The sequence below is a fragment of the Cryobacterium sp. Y57 genome (assembly GCF_002929505.1).
In the GTDB taxonomy this organism is placed as follows: domain Bacteria; phylum Actinomycetota; class Actinomycetes; order Actinomycetales; family Microbacteriaceae; genus Cryobacterium.
The window spans coordinates 40,398-59,741 of sequence record NZ_PJJL01000054.1; the positions used below are offsets into that span (position 1 = coordinate 40,398).

Here is a 19,344-nt window from a genome sequence, read left to right on the forward strand (position 1 = left end):
CAGCCCCCCGGCGCTCACAGCCGCCAAGTTGCAATGATTCGGTTCGGGTCCACTGTGGAGCGTCCGGAGCTGGTCTTTGGCGTGATGGTGGCGTAGTCGAGGACGGCGGCGACGATCGCTGCCTGCCTGGTGAGATTCAAGGACTCCCAGCTTGTGCGGAGTTCTTCACCGTGGCCAACAACGCCGTCGAGAGTGTTGGTGCCCGTGAGCTGCGCCAGTTGCCGATCGGTGTTGAATATCCGAGTCTGCAGTGGTTCACGGGCGGCTTTCCACTCCTCCGTGGAGATGACTTTGGCCGACCACAGCTCAGCAAGTTCCTTCGCCTGCGCTCGGTCTGCTTCTAAGGAAGCCAGAAGCGCAGCGTGGCGCTCGTCGGAGGCGACTCGTCCTGCGAGGGCATCCGTCATCGCGGGACTGTCCACGCGCAGAAGCACGGCTTCCGCGAGCCATTCCTCGACCGGCGCTGCGACGATGGTCAACTTCCCGCAGCCGCCGTGGTCGGGTCCGGACATACATACGTAGCGGCGGGTGTCCTGGCGTGCGGCGCTGAAAAGCTTGTTCCCGCATTTGCCACAGCGCAGAAGGCCCGACAGCAGATAGCGGCGGGGGGCGCGTCGTCCCGTGACCTTCTTTCGGGCGAACATCGCCACCAGTTGTTCGTGTGTGGCCGGCGTTATGATGGCCGGCCATACCGCCGTGGCGACGACCTCACCGTTGTGAGCCCGCAGTCCAGCGATTCTGGGATTGGTAAGCGTCTGGCGGAGTGCGCTCGTCCGCCACGGCATCCCCGCCACTGAGGACACACCCTCCTCCTGCAACCAACTCGTCAGCGACATCAACGACTCGCCCGCAAGGTAACGCCCCGCGAGGATGCGGACCACGACAGCTTCGGATTCGACGACAGTCAATTGGTCGCGCTCGTACCCGAACGGGCGAAGATTCCCCCCGTTGGGCTTTCCAGCCTCGGCTGTTTCGCGGGCCTTGCGCTTCTGCCGTTCCGACTTCCGGCCCGACTCTTTCGCGGCAACGGCGGCGAGGATGCGCGCCATGAACATGCCGTCGTCATTGCCGAGATTGATGTCGGCTGTGACGGTGGCAAATTGCTGCACCCCAGCGGATTCGCAGATTTGCACGAACTCTTCGAGTTCGATCGGGCGGCGGGTCAACCGGTCGGTGTTGTAGACGATCACCGCGTCACGCTGTCCGGCGGCGATGTCCTCGAGCATCCGCTCATAGGATGGGCGACGCTTGCCCTTGTAGGCGGAGATGTCGTTGTCCACGTACTCCTCCGCGACAGTCCAGCCGCGGTCGGCGGCCAGTTGTCGGCAGTCCGCGAGCTGGCGCTCTACGCCCAAACCTTCGCCGGTAACATCGCGTGAGATGCGGGCGTAAATCGCTGCGTGAGCGCTCTTGGTCATAAGGTCACATTAGCAACTGATCGTTAACGCGGTGCTGCTGTGTAACGCCGGCCATGCCAGCATCGAGACCTCCGGCTGGGATATCGACATGCGAGACGGCCGACCCTGGATCCGCGGCCCCCTCGTCTTCGACCCCACCGAAACCTGGCGCCCCGCCGGCCAAAACCGCGCGGCCACATCCGTCGAAAAACCCACCTGGAACAAGTAACACCCTCACCTTGCTACTGCAGGCGAATCAAGCTCGCGCCGCCGTCACGGACGACGTTCCGAGGCTCTGACCTGGACACACGCTTGGCAGGGGTGGAGGTCCCGTTTGCTGATGTGGATGACACGTTCGGGATGGGCGGCCTTCGGCATGACGTCGATGCAGAATCCCTCGCACCGGATTCTGCTGCCGTGACCCCGCACGCCGCACCCACTCCTGAACCGGGAGAGCGCGAAAGAGCCCGGTAGAGCTACCCAATCGGGTTTTTGTTGTGCGCTCGAGCGCTAGTGGAGGATTGCGTCAACCTCGGCTTGGGCGGGCATCGAGGTGGTGGCCCCGGCGCGGGTCACCGCGATCGAGGACGCGATCGTGGCGTACCGCACGCTCTCGATCATCTGATCGGGCGTGATCGCGGTGCCGCGCACGTAACCGACCGCCAGGTGCGCCACGAGCGCTCCGACGAAGGTATCGCCCGCCGCAGTCGTATCGACCGCCGTCACCGGGCGAGCCGGGGCGAGGCCCAGGGCTTCGCCGTCGAAGGCCACGACCGATCCTTCCGAACCCAAAGTCACGATCGCCCAGGTGCCGCCGGCGCTGAGCACCTCCGCCGCACGAACCGGGTCGCTCTCCCCGGTGAGTTCGGCGGCTTCACCCTGGTTGGGCACGACGAGGTCGACCGAGGCGAGAAAGCCGGGCGGCAGCGGCACCACCGGCGCCGGGGTCAGCACCGTGAACAGACCGGCCGCGCGAGCGAGCGCGAGTCCCTCGACCAATACCCGGGTCGGCAGCTCGCACTGCATGACCAGAAACGACGAATCGGCAACGACCGCGCGCTGCTCCACACTCAGAGTGGTGACGGTGGCGTTGGCTCCCGACACCACGACGATGGAATTCTCGCCGCTGTCCACGACGGAGATGTGGGCGGTGCCGGTGGGGGCATCCGCTGTGGCGAGTTCGGTAGAACGGATGCCCTCGCTCACCAGCAGCGCGCGCAGCTCGGTTCCGTAGGCATCCGCTCCCACCGCTCCCAGAAAGGTCACGTCCGCGCCGAGTCGAGCGGCAGCAACCGCCTGATTCAGTCCCTTGCCGCCCGGGACCGTGCTGAAACCGGCCCCGAAGATCGTCTCACCGGGCAGGGGGAGGCGCGCCTGGCGTACGACGAGGTCCATATTGGCGCTTCCGAGTACCGCAATCGTGTTCATAGAGCCAGTCTTCCATCTGTCCATGGGACAATGAGCGGGTGAGTTCCACCGAGCAGCCCCAGGACCCGTCGAACGATACCGTTGCCGACAGCCCGACTGACAGCGAGACCGACAGCCCGACTGACAGCGAGACCGACAGCCCGACTGACAGCGAGACCGACAGCGCAACTGGCAGCGCGTCCGCTAGCGAGACCGTACTGGGGGACGCGACCGTGACCGTGCATCGGGCGCCGCGGTACCGCAATTTCATGCTGCTCGGCGCCATTGTCGGCGTGCTGCTCGCCCTGATCCTCACGATCTCCTTTCCCGAGAACAACGAGTACGACCGGGTGCAGATTTTCGGTTTCCTGCTGCTCGGCGGTCTCGCCGTCGGCACGACGCTCGGCGCGGTCGTTGCCCTCATCATCGACCGGATCATCGGTCGATCGCACGTGTCCGTCGTCGCCGATAGACTGGGGGCGAACGAAGCACGTACCAACGAACTGCGTACCGCTGAGCCTGGCTCCGGCGCTCCCACCGATGATTTTCAAGCGTTCAACGAGAAGTAAAGAGGCTGCGGCTTGCCCGGTGGCGACGGACTGTTAAATCACGATCTTCTTCAAGGCGAAAAGGGGCCGCAAGACGCTTGCGGCGTCTTCGGTGTCTGGGCTCCCGGCGAAGAGGTAGCTAAACTCAGCTACTTCGGGCTGTATGCGCTGCAACACCGCGGTCAGGAATCGGCTGGAATCGCCACGAGTGACGGCAGCAAGATCCTCATCTACAAAGACATGGGACTCGTTTCGCAGGTCTTCAATGAGGCCTCGCTGAGTACCCTGCTCGGGCACATCGCCGTCGGCCACACCCGGTATTCCACGACGGGTTCATCGAGTTGGCAGAACGCGCAGCCGACCCTCGGCCGTACCTCGAGCGGAACGGTAGCCCTCGGCCACAACGGCAACCTCACCAACACCGCCGAGCTGCTGCAGCTCGTGCGCGAACGATATCCGCAGGTTGATGGCGAACTGGCCCGCGGTAACACCACCGACACTGCAGTGATCACCGCCCTGCTCACCGGCGATCTCGACCACACTCTCGAAGCCACAGCGCTCGAAGTGCTGCCGCGCCTCCGCGGCGCGTACTGCCTCGTCTTTATGGACGAAACCACCCTGTACGCGGCCCGCGACCCGCAGGGGGTGCGGCCGCTCGTGCTCGGTCGCCTCGAACGTGGTTGGGTCGTCGCCTCCGAGACCGCGGCCCTCGACATCGTCGGCGCCAGCTTCGTGCGCGAGGTCGAGCCGGGTGAGCTCATCACCATCGACGAGAACGGGCTGCGCACACAACGATTCGCGAAGGCCGACCCTAAGGGCTGCGTTTTCGAGTACGTCTACCTCGCCCGCCCCGACACCACCATCGCGGGCCGCGGCGTGCACGAAGCCCGGGTCGAAATGGGCCGCCGGCTCGCCGCCGAGCACCCCGTCGAGGCCGACCTCGTCATTCCCACGCCGGAATCCGGCACCCCCGCAGCCATCGGTTACGCGCAGGCGTCGGGTATCCCGTTCGGCCAGGGCCTAGTCAAGAACTCCTATGTCGGCCGCACGTTCATCGCGCCGTCGCAGACCATCCGGCAGCGCGGCATCCGCTTGAAGTTGAACCCGCTCAAGAACGTGATCAAGGGCAAACGACTCATCGTGGTCGATGACTCGATCGTGCGCGGCAACACACAACGCGCTCTCGTGAGCATGCTGCGCGAGGCCGGCGCCGCCGAGGTGCACGTGCGCATCTCGAGCCCGCCGATCACCTGGCCGTGCTTCTACGGAATCGACTTTGCCAGCCGCGCCGAACTCGTCGCAACCGGCCTCGAAATTGACGAAGTACGCCAGTCGATCGGCGCCGACAGCCTCGGCTACCTCTCCGAAGACGGCATGATCGAAGCCACCGAACAGCCGCGCGAACGCCTCTGCACCGCCTGTTTCACGGGCATCTACCCGATCGCATTGCCGGAAGCGCAGCACCTTGGCAAGAACCTGCTCGAGCGCCCTGCCGCCTCCAACGGATGCGACCCCGGCCCGGATTCCGAACTGGAAGCCGTACTGGAGCCGGCCGTACGCAGAGAAGAAGCCCTTGCGCGATTGGGCCAAGTACCGTTCGGTGACCCGGGAAGACCAGAATGAGCAACTCCAGCACTTCGACCAACGCGAGCTATGCAGCAGCCGGAGTCGACACCCGGGCCGGTGACCTTGCCGTTGAGCTTATGAAGTCGGCCGTCTCCAAGACCCACGGCCCCGAGGTCTGGGGCGGTGTCGGCGGCTTCGCTGGCTTGTTCGACGTGTCGTTCCTCACCAAATTTCGCCAGCCCCTGCTGGCCACGTCGACGGATGGTGTCGGCACCAAGGTCGCCATCGCCCAGGCGATCGACAAGCACGACACCATCGGCCAAGACCTGGTCGGCATGGTCGTCGACGACATCATCGTGGTCGGTGCGCGCCCGCTGTTCATGACCGACTACATCGCCTGCGGCAAGGTCGTGCCCGAGCGCATCGCTTCGATCGTGGCCGGCATCGCCCGCGCCTGCTCCGAGACCGGAACCGCCCTCGTCGGTGGTGAAACCGCCGAACATCCCGGCCTGCTCGGCCCAGACGACTACGACGTGGCCGGCGCGGCCACCGGCGTGGTCGAGGCCGACCAGGTGCTCGGCGCCGAGAAGGTGCTCTCCGGTGACGTGGTCATCGCGCTGGCCTCCAGCGGCCTGCACTCCAACGGCTACTCGCTCGTGCGCCACATCCTGGCGCAACGCGGCATCGGCTACACCGACATGTCGGCTGAACTGGGCGGCATGGTCGGCGAAGTCCTGCTGGAGCCGACCCGCCTCTACACCGGCCCGTTGCTCGACGTGCTCGATGAGCCCGAGCTGGCCGGCGCCATCCACTCGCTCAGCCACGTCACCGGCGGCGGCATCGCCGCAAACCTTGCTCGCGTATTACCCGTCGGGTCGTGGGTCGAGGTGGACCGGTCCACCTGGTCGCCGGCGCCCGTGTTCCGGGTGCTCGGCGACATGGCCAGGTCCACGCTGGAAAGCGCGGAGGGAACCTGGAACCTCGGAGTGGGTATGTTCGCCGTCGTGGATGCGGCCTCTGCCTCATCGGTCATCGCCCGCCTGGCCACGAGCGGAATTCCCGCCTGGGTCACCGGCCGCGTCTCGCGCGCTGCGCACGACCTAACCGGGTTCGAGCAGGGTGCCAAGGGCGTCAACGGCGGCGCAGTGCGCCTCGTCGGGACGTACGCGAAGTAGCGCTGCGTAACCGTCGAAGGCAGGGCACGACTGCTGTCGGCAACACGGGCAACGCCGAATGAAACGCCGACCGTAGTCAAGCAGCGCGCCACGGGCGAGCGGATATCACCGCCCGCCGTTACGGACTAGGCGCGCTTCTTCTCGTCTTCGGGCGCGTAGTGGTCCACGTACCGGTCATCATCGTCAGGATCATCGTCGTCCTCCGTGGAATCCGACGAATCCGTGGCTCCGTCACCGCTCGCACTCTTGGCCTTGTCCGCTTCGTACTCGGGCCACTTGGCGAGGTCCTCGTCGAGGCGAGGATCGGATGGATGCCCGGTCAACTCGCGTTCGAGCGCGTTGTAGTTGGTATCCGGGCTGAAGTACTTCAGCTCCCGAGCTACCTTGGTGTGCTTTGCTTTTTGACGGCCGCGCCCCATGCGTGACCCCCTTACGATGCCTGGCCGAGCAGGTCGCGAGACCCTCGGGATTTGCCGAACGGAATGTGTAAAAACTAGAGTTTAGTTTAGCATGATGGGCCTTGTGCCCCGCGGACGTCGTTCGCACGGCTAATCCGTAGGAATGGGGGGACATGACGGGCAACGTCAGCGTGCCCATCGTCATCATCGGCGCCGGCCAGGCCGGGCTGTCCGTCGGCTTCTACCTGCGTCGATTTGAGCTGGTGGCCGGCCGCGATTTCATTATCTTCGACCGGGGCCCGAGCACCGGCGGCGCCTGGCAGCACCGCTGGCAGGCCCTGCAGCTCGGGTCGGCGCACCGTGTCAACGACCTTCCCGGCATGAAAGAACTCGGCCTGAGCTTTGACACGGCCGACCACACAGTGCCGGCCCGCGACGTTGTCAGCGACTACTACCGCGACTACGAGCAGCACTTCGAGCTGAACGTGGTGCGGCCCGTGAGCGTCACCAGCGTCGTTCCGATGCAGTCGAACCTGGTCGTGGCCACGAGTTCCCCGGTGTTCGGTGACCAGAAAACGGACGCGCGCATGATCGTCAACGCGACCGGCACCTGGGGTGCGCCGTTCGTGCCGCACTACCCCGGAGCGAGCACCTTTGAGGGTACCCAGGTGCACACGGCGACCTACGTCTCGAGCGACGAATTCGCGGGCCAGCGGGTGATCGTCGTCGGCGGCGGCACCTCGGCGATCGGGTTCCTGCTCGAGCTCGAAGGGGTGGCGAGCGAGTTGACCTGGGTAGCACGTCGTCCGATCGATTTCAGTCACACCGACGAGCTCGCGGAGGTGACCGCTGTAGCTGCCGTGATGTCGCAGGATCGCGCGGCCCGGGCTGGCAAAGCCCTCCCGAGTATTGTCAGCGGTGCCGGGGTGCCGGTCACCCGCCGCATCGCGGCCGGCATCGACCGGGGACTGCTCGTGGCTCGTCCGATGTTTTCGAGCATTGAGCCAACCGGCGTGCGGTGGAGTGACGGAACCTTCACCGAGGCCGACGCGATCGTCTGGGCATCCGGTTTTCGCCCGGAGCTGCGACACCTGGCCCCGCTCAAGCTGCGCGAGAAGGCCGGTGGCGTCTCGGTTACATCCGGTGCGTCCTGGACGGACCCGCGCATCTTCTTCGCCGGTTACGGCCCGCAGGCGAGCACCGTCGGCGCCAATCGGGCCGGTCGCATCATCGCCCGGCAGATCATGGCCAGGCTATAGCGCGACGCCCGACAGTTCTGCTGGAGCGGTGACGCTGCTACTTGCGCTTGCGGCGACGGGATGCCGACGGTCGCGACTGCGACGGAACAGTTCCGACGATCGGGGTCGACTTCGTCGCGGTCTCGGCCGATCCCGTGGGGGGAGCGAGCGGCCGGCGCGACACCGGCCGGGAGCGCACGGGCTCGCCGCGACGGTCCTGACCGGGGATCGGACGGGAGCGGCGGCCGTAGATGAGCTCAGAGGAGTCGAGCAGCCAGGGCACAAGGGCAATGGTGACGCCGTGCACGAGCATGAGTTTCTGACGCAGCCGGCGCGCCTTGTGGTTGTGCAGCAGGCCTTCCCACCAATGTCCGACGATGTAGATCGGTGTGTACACGGTGATGACCTCGGAGCCATGATCCTCGCGACGCTCCTTGATGTAGTTGATCAGTGGCCAGCTGATGTCGCGGTAAGGTGAGGCGACGATGCGTAACGGCACCTGGATGTTCTGCCTGACCCAGGCACGTTTGAGTTCCTTGGTCTCGACGGTGTCGATGGAGACATGCACGGCCTCCAAGCTGACATGCCGCGCCGCGATGGCGTAGTCGAGGGCCTTCAGCACGGGCTTTTGCATTTTGCCCACGAGCACGATTGCATGATCGCCCTGCGAGCCGAAGGTCGTGATCGGGTCGACTTCGATCTCCTTCGCGACGTCGCGGTAGTAGCGGTTGACGCCCATCATGAGAAAGAACAGCACCGGCATCATCACGAACACCAGCCAGGCGCCGTGGGTGAATTTCGTCACGGTGACGACGATGAGCACGACACCGGTCAGTGCCGCGCCGAAACCGTTGATCGACAAACTCAGAATGATCGAGCCCCGGTTCGGCGGATTCTTCTTGAGTAGTTTCAGCCAGTGTCGCACCATGCCGGTCTGGCCGAGCGTGAACGACACGAACACACCGATGATATAGAGCTGGATCAGCACGGTGAGGTTGGCCCGATAGACCACCATGATCACGCAGGCGGCGAGGGCGAGCAGCACAACCCCGTTGGAGTAGATGAGACGGTCACCGCGCGTGCTCAGCGACTTCGGCGCGTAGGAGTCGCGGGCAAGCACCGATCCGAGCAGCGGGAAGCCGTTGAAAGCCGTGTTCGCAGCGAGCAGCAGCACGGCCGCTGTGGCTGCCTGCAGCACGAAGAACATGATGGAGTAGTCGCCGAACGTTGCCGCGGCGACCTGCGCAATGAGGCTGCGCTGTGGAGCCGTGGCGCACTCGGCCCAGCCAATCAGGTCGCAGGCACGTTCTGCGTAGTGCACCTGGGAGATGAGGGCGAGGGTGGTCAGCCCGACGAACAGTACGATGGCGATTCCGCCCATGAGGGTGAGCGTGCGCTGGGCGTTTTTGACCTTGGGGTGTTTGAACGCTGGCACCCCGTTGGCGATCGCTTCCACACCGGTCAGGGCGGAGCATCCGCTCGCGAAGGAGCGCAGCAGCAGCAAGATGAAAGCGGCCTGCGCGAGGTTCTCGCCCTGCACGTCATAGCCAGCCGATTCGGCCACCGGTGCATCGCCGAGCAGTGCGCGAACAAGGCCGACGATTATCATGAGCAGCACGCTGCCGATGAACAGGTAGGTCGGCACGGCGAAGGCCTTGCTCGACTCCCGAACGCCGCGCAGGTTGGCTGCCGCGAGCAAGATGATGAACACGACGGCGAGTTCGACGCGCAGGGGGGCCAGCGCGGGTATCGCCGAGATGATGTTGTCCACGCCGCTCGCGACCGACACGACCACGGTCATGACGTAGTCGACCAGCAGGGCGGATGCGACGACCAAGCCGGCTTTCTCACCCAGGTTCTTGTGGGCGACCTCGTAGTCGCCGCCGCCTGATGGGTACGCCTTGATCAGCTGGCGGTAGGACGCGACCACAACGACGAGCAGCACGACGACGACCGCGGCGACCCACGGAGCGAAGCTCAGGAAGGCAAGCCCACCGAGGGTCAGGATCATGAGGAGTTCTTGCGGCGCGTACGCCACGCTCGACAGCGGGTCGCTCGCGAAGATGGGCAGGGCGAGGTGTTTGGGCAGCAGTTGGCCGTCTAAATGCTCGGTGGGGAGCGGATCGCCGATGATCCACCGCTTGGGTGATCGGTTCTCTGGTACGGGGGCATTCGCCTCGGGTGTCACGAGGGTTGACATTACACCTACCCGGTTCCGTGTCAAATCGATCGGCCGATGTCCAACCGGCAAATTTTCGACACGCCGTGCGTCGCAGCCGAAAGAAACGGCGTGTCCCGAAAATTGCCGGCCTTACAGACCAGACCAGACCAGACCAGGCCGTGCGGGGCTACGGGTGCAGGGTGGCGAGGATGCTTGCGCGCACGTCGGCGAGCTGTCGGCGGAGTGACGGCACGGTGTCGGGCGACAGGGTGGACCGGTAGGCCCGCGTGCGCAGGTCGGCACGCAGCTGCTGCCGAAACTCATTCAGCACCATGTCAGCCTCGCGCAGAGCACGCGTGGAGTCGTGGCGCGCAGTCGATGCCGAAGTGGTCGAGGTCTCGGTGGTCGAGGTCTCGGTACTCGAGGTCTCGGGCGGCGGTTCTTCGGCGGCTGTCGGCGTCGGGCGCGGTCGCTCCCAGGTCGGCGAGCCCGATGGATCCCACGAACCGGCTGTGCCGTCGTAGCCGCGCGGGTCGGCCTTGGTGGCATCGCGGGCCTGCCGCGCGGCCGAGGCGAGGTCGGCGCGCAGGGTTTTCATGGCGGAATTGACGCCGGTTCGCACCTGGTCGGCGAGGCGCCGCACGGAGTCAGTCATCTCGTCTTCGAGTGCTCCGAGTTCGCCGTTGCGGGCGAGCAGTTCGGCGCGCCCGGCATCGGTGATCTCGTAGACGGTCTTGCGGCCGTCGGACTGCTTGGTGACGAGTCCTTCCTCTTCGAACTTGGCCAACCGCGGGTAGATCGTGCCGGCGCTCGGGCTGTACGTTCCGCCGAACCGGTCACTCAGCGTCTGGATCAGCTCGTAGCCGTGGCGGGGCCGCTCGGCGAGCAGACTCAGCAGGTAGAGGCGCAGGCTGCCGTGGGCGAACATGGCGCTCATGCCGGGTCCTGCCGGGTATCGGGGGAGGCTGGCGGTGCGGCATCCGCTGCGCTGGTTGCTGTCGCGCTGGTTGGTTCGGCGCCGACGGTCTCGGTGCGCACGGTCTCGGTGCGCACGACCGAGATGTCGCCAGAGACGGAGTTGGAGCGCAGGTCGAGCCAGCTGCCGTCGAGGGCGCCGGTGGAGCCCTCGTAGCCTTTGCCGAAAGCGGTGCGCACGGTGTGCTCGTCGAGCTGGAGTGTGCCGGAGAGGGTGTTGAGGTGGTAGCGCGCGGTGACGCCGGGTTCGAGCCGCACAGTGAGGTTGCCGCTGACCGTGTTCGTCACGATCTGGTCCGGCGAACCGGCCAGGTCGAGGAACACGTTGCTCGAGACCCCGTCGAGCGTGAATTGACGGATGCTGCCGCTGGCTGTGATATCGCCCGATACGGTGTGCACGGAAATCGCTCCGACGTGATTGCGCACCGAGATTTCTCCGTTCACCGCGTTGAGGTCGAGGTTGCCCTGCACGTCGTCGATGACAATATCGCCCGAGACGGTGCTGAGCTTGGCGTCGTTGCGCAGTCCTGAGACGAGGGCATCGGCCGTGACGACTCCGAAGCGAAGCGCGACGTCGCGGGGGACGGAGATGCTCACCTCGGCGCGTGCGGTGCCACGAAATGACGCGAACACCTCGATGAAGTTATCCCAGCGCAGCTGCGGGTGGTCGATCTCGAGGCGGTCGCCGTCCATCGAGATCTTCAAGTCTTTGCCGAGGACGCCGTGCACTTCGATGCGCGCACCGGGCTCGTCGTGGCCGATGATGTCGACCGTCCCGCCGATGAGGCCGACCTTGAGCTTACGCACCAGTTCGACGTCGATTATCTTGGTCTGCCCGGGGGTGACCAGCCATTTTTCCAGTGACACTGGGTTGTCCTTTCACAAATATAAACTCGCGCTATATCGCGTGTTGTGAAGACACGATATAGCGCGTTCCTGAGAGGTGCACGAGCGTCAGTACAGAAAAATGGCCAGCCAGTTGCGATTGTGAGCGTGCACGAGCACGAGGAACACCACCAGGTCGAAGAGCAGGTGCACGCAGACGACATAGGTCAGCGATCGGGTGCGGGCGAAGGTGTATCCCTGCAGCAGCGCGAACGGCACGGTCAGCAGCGGACCCCACGACTGGTAGCCGAGCTCCCAGAGGAACGACGAGAAGATCACGGCCTGCAGGATATTCGCCTGCCAGTCGGGGAAATGCCGCCGCAGCAGGGCGAACGCGATGCAGATGAAGAACAGTTCATCCCAGATGCCCACAAAACCCACACCCACGAACAGCCGGGCGATCTCATCGGGCGTGGTCACCGCTGGCCAGTTCTGGTACGCACCGCTTCCGATGAAATAGCTCGGCAGAATAAGATATCCGAGCAGCACCACGAGCGGCAGGTAGGCCCGTTCGAGCCTGGTCCAGCGCTGCCCGGTGCGAATCGGAAATCGAATCGCGTGGTCCCCAAAGTAGTAGCGCGAGAGCAGGTACGGCACGAGCACCGACAGGCTCAGTACCGTGCCCATGAGCGCGATGTTGGGGTAGCTGATGTTCGCCGCGACCGAGATCGAGCTGATGATGCCAAGACCAATGGCAAGCAGCAACAGGTCACGAAACAAAGCCCGGTCGATCAGAAACGCGAGCACGAGCGCTGCGGCCAGCGTCGCGTAGCCGGGAAGCGGCATCCGCAAGGCACAGAGCAGCACAGCGGATGCGCTCACCAGCGCCGCCGGAACCAGCCCCCACCGCGCCCTTTCGCCCATGCTGCACCCTACCGAGAGCAGCGCCCAATTCCGAGAGATCGGGCAAACGGTTGCGTGGCACCGCGATGCGGGCGACTGGATGCTTCACCACGCCGGCAGCAACGATTCTGTGGCACTCGCGGGAGGGCCTAGATTTTAGGGATGACCCGTCTACCCCCTGCGAGCGACCCCGTCACGATTTTGCAGCAGCTCGTGCGCATCGATTCGGTCAATCCCGACCTCGTGCCGGGAGCCTCGGGGGAGGGCGAGATCGCGATCTGGTGCAGTGAATGGCTGCGGCAGCACGGTTTCGACGTCACGGTGCTGGAGCAGACCCCCGGGCGCCCGTCGGTCGTCGGCGTGAAGCGCGGCACCGGCACCGGCACCGGCACCGGCCGCTCACTCATGCTCAACGCCCACCTCGATACGGTCGGCGTCGCTTTCGGCGCGATCGATCCGTTCAGCGGCGATCTCCGAGACGGCCGGGTGTACGGGCGCGGGGCCGTCGATACCAAGAGCGGGGTCGCGGCCATTCTTGTGGCGGCGGCGCGGGCATCCGCTGGTGAGTTGGCCGGGGATGTGATCGTGACGTTGGTCGCCGACGAAGAATTCGGCAGCATCGGCACCGAGGAGGTGCTGCGCAGCTTTCGGGCCGACGCCGCCCTGGTGGTCGAGCCGAGCAGCCTCGAACTCACCACAGCGCACCGCGGCTTCGCCTGGTTTGAACTCGAGCTGACCGGCCGCGCCGCACACGGCTCACAGCCCGAGCTCGGCGTCGACGCCATCTGGCATGCCGGCCTCGTGTTACGCGCCCTCGACGGCCTGCAGCAACGGCTCAACGCAGCCCCGGCGCATGCCACCCTGGGCCACGGCGCCGTTCGGGTGTCGCAGATTGCCGGCGGCGACGACGCGGCCACGGTCGCTGCTCGCTGCGTACTCACCGTCGAACGACGGATGCTGCCCGGTCAGTCACCCGAGAGTGTCGAGACCGAATTGCTCGCACTCTTGACCGCGTTGACTGTGGAAGAACCGCAGTTCCAGTTCGCGCTGACCAGACTGGTGGCCCGCGCTGCCTTTGAGGCCGAGCCGCAATGGCCTATCGTGCGGGCGCTGACGGCCAATGCGCAGCGGGTCCTCGGGCACCCAGCGGTCACGCGAGGCGAACCGTTCTGGACCGACGCGGGACTCATTCTTGAAGCCGGCATACCCTGCGTCGTTTTCGGCGCCGACGGTGAAGGTCTGCACGCCGACATCGAGTGGGCTGACGCGCAATCGGTGCGGGCGCTCGCCGAGATTCTCGAGGGCACGATCACCGAGTTCTGCGGGCTTGCAGCCATCTGATCCGCTTGACCGCTTGACCTGGGGAAGACGGAGTGTGCGCGCGACCTGATGTTGTCCTCCGTCGACCGCATCCTTTCGCGCACCGTTCGGCGCCCCTAGGCGGTTGTGGCGGGGGCGGGATCGGCCGCGCGGACGGCACGCTTGATTGCGAAGAGTGGGATCGTGCGCTGGCAGAGAGGGCCGATCAGTACGGCGAACAGTGCGGTGCCGATTCCCACGTTGCCTCCGAGCGCCCAGCCGATGCCGAGCACGATCACCTCGATGCCGGTACGCACGATCCAGATCTTCCAGCCGGTGCGCTTGTGCAGGCCGGTCATCAGGCCATCGCGCGGGCCGGGGCCGAAGTGCGCCCCGATATAGAGGCCGGTGGCGACGGCCACGGTCAGGAGACCGATAGCGAACAGCACGATGCGCGCCCAGAGATCGAGGTTGGCAGGAATCAGCCACAGGCCTACATCGGCTGCCGGCCCCACGAGCACGGCGTTCAGCAGCGTTCCGGCACCGGGCTTTTGTCGAATGGGAATCCACAGCAGGAGCACGACCCCGCTCAGCAGAATCGTGATCAGCCCGAAGCCGAGCTGCGTGTGATTGTCGATCCCCTGGGTGAGCACATCCCAGGGGGCCACGCCGATACCAGCGCGCACAATCAGTGCAATGCCGATTCCGTAGAGAAAAAGGCCAATCAGCAATTGGATCAGTCGACGAGTCACGAGGATTCAGTCTAAAGGTCGGGCGCACTGTGTGTACTGGCATACTGAGCGGGTGCATTTTCTCGCGGTAGTGAGCATGAAGAACCGGGCACTGATCGCCCTCATCACCATTGTGGCGGCCGTGTTCGGCAGCCTGGCCCTGACCGGCCTCAAGCAGGAGCTCATTCCGTCCTTGCAGCTCCCGCAGCTGCTCGTGTCGACCAGCTACCCGGGGGCGTCGCCGCAGGTCGTCAACGACGACGTTTCAACCCCGATCGAGACCGCCATCCAGGGCCTCGTCGGCCTCGAAACGACATCGACGACGAGCAACACCAACTCGTCGCTGGTGAGCGCCACGTTCACCTACGGCACCGACCTGGTCAAGGCCGAATCCCGAATCGACCAGGCAATCAACCGCATTAAGAGCGTGCTGCCGGCCGACGTCGACCCGCAGGTGATCAGCGGCAGTATCGATGACTTTCCGGTGATCTCGCTCGCGGTCGCCTCGAGTGACACCGTGGCGCTCGCTGACCAGTTGAAGCGCAGCGTGCTCGGTGACATTCGGGACGTGGCCGGCGTGCGCGACGCCGCCCTGGTCGGCGATATCGGCCGCCGCGTCACGATCACGCCCAACGTCGATGAGCTCGCCGCGCGCGGGTGGAGCACGCAAAACCTCCGGGATGCACTCCAGCAGAACGGGTCGCTGGTTCCGGCCGGCGCCATCACCGAGGGTGACACGACATTGTCCGTGCAGGCCGGCAGCAAACTCGGCTCGGTCGAGGACATCGTCGCGCTCCCGCTCGTGGCCAGCTCGGCCGGCTTCACCGGCGCCGGCGTCGGTGCTGGCATCGGTGCCGCAGCGGATGCCGCCCCCACAACCATCGGCGACGTCGCGACGGTCGCCCTGGTGCAAAACCCGATCACCAGCATTTCCCGGGTAAACGGCAAACCGGCCCTCACTATCGCCGTCACCAAGGTGCCCGCCGCGAACACGGTCGACGTGTCCAGGGCGGTGCGTGCGATCCTGCCGCAGCTCGAGGCGGCCGTCGCACCGGCCACGTTCACGGTCGTGTTCGACCAGGCGCCGTTCATCCAGCAGTCGATAGACGCACTCACCCAGGAAGGTCTGCTCGGTCTCGGCTTCGCGGTCATCGTGATTCTGCTGTTTCTGCTTTCGGTGCGCGCCACCCTTGTCACCGCCATTTCGATTCCGACCTCGGTACTGATCACCTTCATCGGCTTACAGGGAGTGGGATATTCGCTCAATATCCTCACCCTCGGAGCGCTCACGATCGCCATCGGCCGGGTTGTCGACGACTCGATCGTGGTCATTGAAAACATCAAACGGCACCTTGTTGCCGGCGCCGACCGCGCCGCCACGATCGTCTTCGCGGTGCGCGAAGTGGCGGGGGCCATCACCGCGTCGACGGTCACCACGGTCACGGTGTTCCTGCCGATCTCCTTCGTTGGCGGATCGACCGGGGAATTGTTTCGCCCATTCGCGCTCACCGTGACGATCGCCCTGCTCGCCTCGCTGCTCGTGTCACTGACCATCGTTCCCGTGCTCGCGTTCTGGTTTTTGCGGGCGCCGAGAACTCTGGTGGCTGTCGATGATGAGCGCCCCACCGACCTGGCACCCGGAATCGTGCCGCAGGAGGCAGCCACTGCCGGATTGGCCCCTGCTGGCTTGGCCGCTGACGGCGTGCTCGGTGCCGGTCCGGCTGCGGTGGATCACGCGCTCGCTCCGGCGAACGGCGCCCACTCGCGGCACGCAGCAGCGGCATCCGCTTCAATCGGGCTATCGGCAGCAGCCGAGGCCGGAGAGAACCCGGGACGGCTGCAGCAGAGGTATCTGCCGGTCATTCGATTCACGCTCAAGCATGCCGTCGCGACGCTGCTGCTAGCGGTTCTCGTGCTCGGCGGAACGGCCGCGCTCGTGCCGTTCATGAAGGTGAACTTTCTCGGGTCAACCGGGCAGAACACCTTTCGAGTGACGCAAACACTGCCAGTGGGCAGCAGCTTGGCCGCGCAGGATGCGGCATCCGCTTCGGTCGAGACCGCGCTGCAGGGCCTCGACGGTATCGACATCGTGCAGCTGTCGATCGGCGGCGGAAGCGCAGCGAGCGCGTTCCGCGGCGGTGCGCCCAGCTCGAGCGCCGTGACCTATTCGATCACCACAGCCGACGGTGCCAACGCCGATGCGGTGCAAAACCAGGCGCGCACAGCACTGGCGGCACTGGGCGACGTGGGCGAGATCTCGGTGGCTGCGGCAAGCGGATTCGGGGCCTCCTCCGACATCGCCGTCGAAATCACGGCCGCAACGGATGCCGACCTCCAGACCGCGACGACGTCCATTCTCACTGCAGTGCAAAAACTCGGGGCGATCAGGGAGAGCGCGAACACTCTCGCCTCCTCGCTTCCGTACCTGGCCGTCACGGTCGACCGGAAGGCTGCGGCTGCTGCCGGGTTGAGCGAATTCGCTCTCGGCACGCTCGTGTCACGGGCCATGCAGCCGAGCTCCATTGGATCGCTTGTGATCGACGAGACCAACCTGACCGTGTACCTGTCGGCGCAGTCGCCGCCGACGACATCCGCTGATCTCGCAGCCCTGCAGATCCCGACCCGCGCAGGATCGGTCGCCCTCGACACCCTCGCCACCGTTGAACAGGTCGAGGGACCGAGCACCCTCACGACGACGAAGGGGCTGCGCACGGCGACCGTCTCGGCGACTCCCGCGAGCGATGATCTGGGCACGGCAAACGCGCAGCTGAGCCAGATGCTCGTTGACACGAAGCTGCCGACCGGAGCGACCGCGACGCTTGGCGGGGTCAGCGCCGATCAGGCCGAGGCATTTCAGCAGCTTGGAGTGGCGATGCTGGTGGCCATTCTCATCGTCTACATCGTGATGGTGGCAACGTTCCGGTCGCTGCTGCAACCGCTGCTGCTGCTCGTGTCGGTGCCGTTCGCGGCGACCGGGGCGATCGCGCTCCAGGTCGTAACCGGCATTCCGCTGGGCGTGCCATCCCTGATCGGGGTGCTCATGCTGATCGGGATCGTGGTGACCAACGCCATCGTGCTGGTCGACCTGGTCAACCAGTACCGGCGGCGCGGCCTGGCGGTGTTCGACGCACTGGTCGCCGGCGCGAGCCGCAGGCTGCGGCCCATTCTGATGACGGCGCTCGCCACCATCTTCGCCCTGGTGCCGATGGCGATCGGCCTCACCGGCCACGGAGGATTCATCTCCCAGCCGCTCGCCCTCGTGGTCATCGGCGGGCTCGTCTCCTCGACTGTGCTGACCCTGATCGTGCTTCCGGTGCTCTACCTACTGGTCGAAGGCGCCCGAGAGCGGCGCGCTCTGCGTCGGATCGCCTGAGTTCAGCCGAATCAAACCCTTCCCCGCCTGTTCCAGGCCCGCAAGGTCAGGCGGCTGCGCCGTGCCCTCAACGGCCGAGAACGACGCCGCGGTTGAGAAAGAATGATTGCGGGTCGATGCGCACGCCATCGACCCGAACCTCGACGTGGGAGTGGCAGCCGGTAGACAGACCGGTGCTGCCGACGCTGCCAATCTGCTGGCCGGCGGTGACCAGATCACCGGCAGCGACCAGGGTGTCACCGCTGGCGAGGTGGGCGTAGCCCGTCTGCACACCCTCCCCATGGTCGATCAAAATCCAATTGCCGTAACTCCCCACGGAGCCCGCTGCCCGCACGATTCCCGACGTGGCTGCAAAAACGGGTGCCCGACAGCTCGCCCCGATATCAGTGCCGTAATGGAACGCGCCAACTCCGGGGAGCGGACGAATCGGGCGTGGCCCGAAGTCATCCGTTATGGCACCCTGCACGGGGTTGGCCCAACCCTGCTCGTTGAGCTGACCAAGATCGGTGCGAATGATCGGGCGCACATCGAGTGCCGCCAGGGTTGCGGCGGCGTTCGATGCCTGCGATGCTGCGGTGACGAGCGCCAGACCTGCCGCCTCGAAGTCGCTCGAGGCTGCGTCGAATGTCGCCTGGCTTGCGTCGACGGGCAGTGAGCTGGCAGCAGCGCGCGTTTCGGCATCCTGCTGGTTGAGCTTGACTGATCGCGCCTGGTCGGCTTCGGCATGGGCCTGGACTGTGTCGATGTTGTCGGCCACGCGGTTCAGCTGGTCGAGCGTGCTGAGCTGGTCGAGCACGTTGCCGAGCGAGTGCCCGCCGAGAAAAACGTCGGCGATTCCGGCACCGTGTTGTTGCTGGGCGAGCCTGCGTGCGACCACTGCGAAGCTTTGGGCAGAGATTCGTGCTTGTTGCGAGGCCTCGACGGCGAGTCGGTGAACGAGAGTCGAGCGGCCCTGCGCGCTCGTCTGACTTGCTCGCGTTGCTGTCAGGTCGCCGCGAGCGGTGTCGAGCGCGGCTTGCATGGTTTGCGAGTGGGTGAGGGCCGTCGTCAACGCTGCGGCCCGTTCCACGCTGAGTTCCTGGGCGGAAGCGCGCTGGGCTGCGACCTGCGCGGCCGCGGCACGCTGTTCGGCGCGCGCTCGTGCGGCAGTCGCCCGGGCAGTGGCCGTCACCTGAGCGGATGCCGCAGCTTCTGCTTGAGCTGACGCCGTCACGATATCGGTGGGTGCGACCGGAATCGGATCGGTCGTCGGTCTGGGGGTTGGTCTGGGGGTTGGTTGCGGGGATACAGCCACCGGCGGGATGGGACCGTCAGTCGGTTCCGGCGAGGGGTCCGCCGGGGGGAGCGG

Annotated in this window: 16 protein-coding genes; 7 read left to right on the forward strand and 9 right to left on the reverse strand. The window is 65.7% G+C overall.

The features are described 5' to 3' along the window. Positions 1-14: 14 nt before the first annotated feature. Complete coding sequence (locus CXY72_RS04045; RefSeq protein ID WP_104126417.1) at positions 15-1,418, reverse strand: recombinase family protein; 1,404 nt, start codon at positions 1,416-1,418, stop codon at positions 15-17. A gap of 31 nt (positions 1,419-1,449) precedes the next feature. Here CXY72_RS04045 and CXY72_RS19465 point away from each other — a divergent pair, with 31 nt between their 5' ends. Beyond that, positions 1,450-1,626 carry a hypothetical protein gene (locus tag CXY72_RS19465; RefSeq protein WP_158252460.1) on the forward strand — a complete coding sequence of 59 codons (177 nt, stop codon included), beginning with the start codon at positions 1,450-1,452 and terminating at the stop codon, positions 1,624-1,626. 281 nt (positions 1,627-1,907) lie between these two features. On the opposite strand, the gene CXY72_RS04050 is transcribed toward CXY72_RS19465, so the two are convergent. Then, a complete protein-coding gene (locus CXY72_RS04050) occupies positions 1,908-2,825 on the reverse strand; it encodes a ribokinase (RefSeq protein WP_104126418.1) in 918 nt (305 codons plus the stop codon). Between the two features lie 38 nt (positions 2,826-2,863). Here CXY72_RS04050 and CXY72_RS04055 point away from each other — a divergent pair, with 38 nt between their 5' ends. From CXY72_RS04055 to purM, 3 genes are read left to right on the forward strand one after another with little or no spacing between them, the layout of a single operon-like run. Then, entirely contained in the window at positions 2,864-3,373 is a 510-nt protein-coding gene (locus CXY72_RS04055; protein ID WP_104126419.1) for a hypothetical protein, read from the forward strand. Between the two features lie 12 nt (positions 3,374-3,385). Next, a complete protein-coding gene (purF, locus tag CXY72_RS04060; RefSeq protein WP_104126420.1) occupies positions 3,386-4,975 on the forward strand; it encodes an amidophosphoribosyltransferase in 1,590 nt (529 codons plus the stop codon). Then, a complete protein-coding gene (gene purM, locus CXY72_RS04065) occupies positions 4,972-6,093 on the forward strand; it encodes a phosphoribosylformylglycinamidine cyclo-ligase (protein ID WP_104126421.1) in 1,122 nt (373 codons plus the stop codon). Before purF ends, purM begins: the two co-directional genes overlap by 4 nt. A 125-nt stretch (positions 6,094-6,218) precedes the next feature. Here purM and CXY72_RS04070 read toward each other — a convergent pair whose 3' ends face one another. After that, on the reverse strand, positions 6,219-6,512 hold the full coding sequence (locus CXY72_RS04070; protein ID WP_104126422.1) for a DUF3073 domain-containing protein: 294 nt from the start codon (positions 6,510-6,512) through the stop codon (positions 6,219-6,221). Between the two features lie 152 nt (positions 6,513-6,664). On the opposite strand from CXY72_RS04070, the gene CXY72_RS04075 reads away from it, so the two are divergent. Beyond that, positions 6,665-7,750, forward strand: a complete 1,086-nt coding sequence (locus CXY72_RS04075; protein WP_104126423.1) for an NAD(P)-binding domain-containing protein — start codon at positions 6,665-6,667, stop codon at positions 7,748-7,750. A 37-nt stretch (positions 7,751-7,787) separates the two neighbouring features. Here the strand turns inward: CXY72_RS04075 and CXY72_RS04080 are convergent, their stop codons facing one another. The 4 genes from CXY72_RS04080 to CXY72_RS04095 all read right to left on the reverse strand — a co-directional run bounded on the left by CXY72_RS04080 (position 7,788) and on the right by CXY72_RS04095 (position 12,614). Further along, entirely contained in the window at positions 7,788-9,929 is a 2,142-nt protein-coding gene (locus CXY72_RS04080) for an APC family permease (protein WP_104126424.1), read from the reverse strand. Between the two features lie 148 nt (positions 9,930-10,077). Continuing rightward, positions 10,078-10,827 carry a PadR family transcriptional regulator gene (locus CXY72_RS04085; RefSeq protein WP_104126425.1) on the reverse strand — a complete coding sequence of 250 codons (750 nt, stop codon included), beginning with the start codon at positions 10,825-10,827 and terminating at the stop codon, positions 10,078-10,080. Then, complete coding sequence (locus tag CXY72_RS04090; RefSeq protein WP_104126426.1) at positions 10,824-11,732, reverse strand: DUF4097 family beta strand repeat-containing protein; 909 nt, start codon at positions 11,730-11,732, stop codon at positions 10,824-10,826. Before CXY72_RS04090 ends, CXY72_RS04085 begins: the two co-directional genes overlap by 4 nt. A gap of 87 nt (positions 11,733-11,819) precedes the next feature. Then, a complete protein-coding gene (locus CXY72_RS04095; RefSeq protein ID WP_104126427.1) occupies positions 11,820-12,614 on the reverse strand; it encodes a CPBP family intramembrane glutamic endopeptidase in 795 nt (264 codons plus the stop codon). 141 nt (positions 12,615-12,755) lie between these two features. On the opposite strand from CXY72_RS04095, the gene CXY72_RS04100 reads away from it, so the two are divergent. Continuing rightward, on the forward strand, positions 12,756-13,934 hold the full coding sequence (locus CXY72_RS04100) for a M20/M25/M40 family metallo-hydrolase (protein ID WP_104126428.1): 1,179 nt from the start codon (positions 12,756-12,758) through the stop codon (positions 13,932-13,934). Positions 13,935-14,029: 95 nt separating this feature from the next. Here the strand turns inward: CXY72_RS04100 and CXY72_RS04105 are convergent, their stop codons facing one another. Next, on the reverse strand, positions 14,030-14,644 hold the full coding sequence (locus CXY72_RS04105) for a YitT family protein (RefSeq protein WP_233197649.1): 615 nt from the start codon (positions 14,642-14,644) through the stop codon (positions 14,030-14,032). 52 nt (positions 14,645-14,696) lie between these two features. Between CXY72_RS04105 and CXY72_RS04110 the strand changes: the two genes are divergently transcribed. Further along, on the forward strand, positions 14,697-17,996 hold the full coding sequence (locus tag CXY72_RS04110; RefSeq protein WP_104126437.1) for an efflux RND transporter permease subunit: 3,300 nt from the start codon (positions 14,697-14,699) through the stop codon (positions 17,994-17,996). Between the two features lie 67 nt (positions 17,997-18,063). Here the strand turns inward: CXY72_RS04110 and CXY72_RS04115 are convergent. Then, the coding region (locus tag CXY72_RS04115) for a M23 family metallopeptidase (RefSeq protein WP_146071045.1) at positions 18,064-19,344 on the reverse strand (1,281 nt) is incomplete at its 5' end.

What these genes read in the sequence shown, in the direction of transcription:
- CXY72_RS04085 (WP_104126425.1), bottom strand. Translation starts at nt 10,827, where the DNA reads ATGAGCGCCATGTTCGCCCACGGCAGCCTGCGCCTCTACCTGCTGAGT.
- CXY72_RS04045 (WP_104126417.1), bottom strand. Translation starts at nt 1,418, where the DNA reads ATGACCAAGAGCGCTCACGCAGCGATTTACGCCCGCATCTCACGCGAT.
- CXY72_RS04095 (WP_104126427.1), bottom strand. Translation starts at nt 12,614, where the DNA reads ATGGGCGAAAGGGCGCGGTGGGGGCTGGTTCCGGCGGCGCTGGTGAGC.
- CXY72_RS04050 (WP_104126418.1), bottom strand. Translation starts at nt 2,825, where the DNA reads ATGAACACGATTGCGGTACTCGGAAGCGCCAATATGGACCTCGTCGTA.
- CXY72_RS04070 (WP_104126422.1), bottom strand. Translation starts at nt 6,512, where the DNA reads ATGGGGCGCGGCCGTCAAAAAGCAAAGCACACCAAGGTAGCTCGGGAG.
- CXY72_RS04075 (WP_104126423.1), top strand. Translation starts at nt 6,665, where the DNA reads ATGACGGGCAACGTCAGCGTGCCCATCGTCATCATCGGCGCCGGCCAG.
- purM (WP_104126421.1), top strand. Translation starts at nt 4,972, where the DNA reads ATGAGCAACTCCAGCACTTCGACCAACGCGAGCTATGCAGCAGCCGGA.
- CXY72_RS04100 (WP_104126428.1), top strand. Translation starts at nt 12,756, where the DNA reads ATGACCCGTCTACCCCCTGCGAGCGACCCCGTCACGATTTTGCAGCAG.
- CXY72_RS04080 (WP_104126424.1), bottom strand. Translation starts at nt 9,929, where the DNA reads ATGTCAACCCTCGTGACACCCGAGGCGAATGCCCCCGTACCAGAGAAC.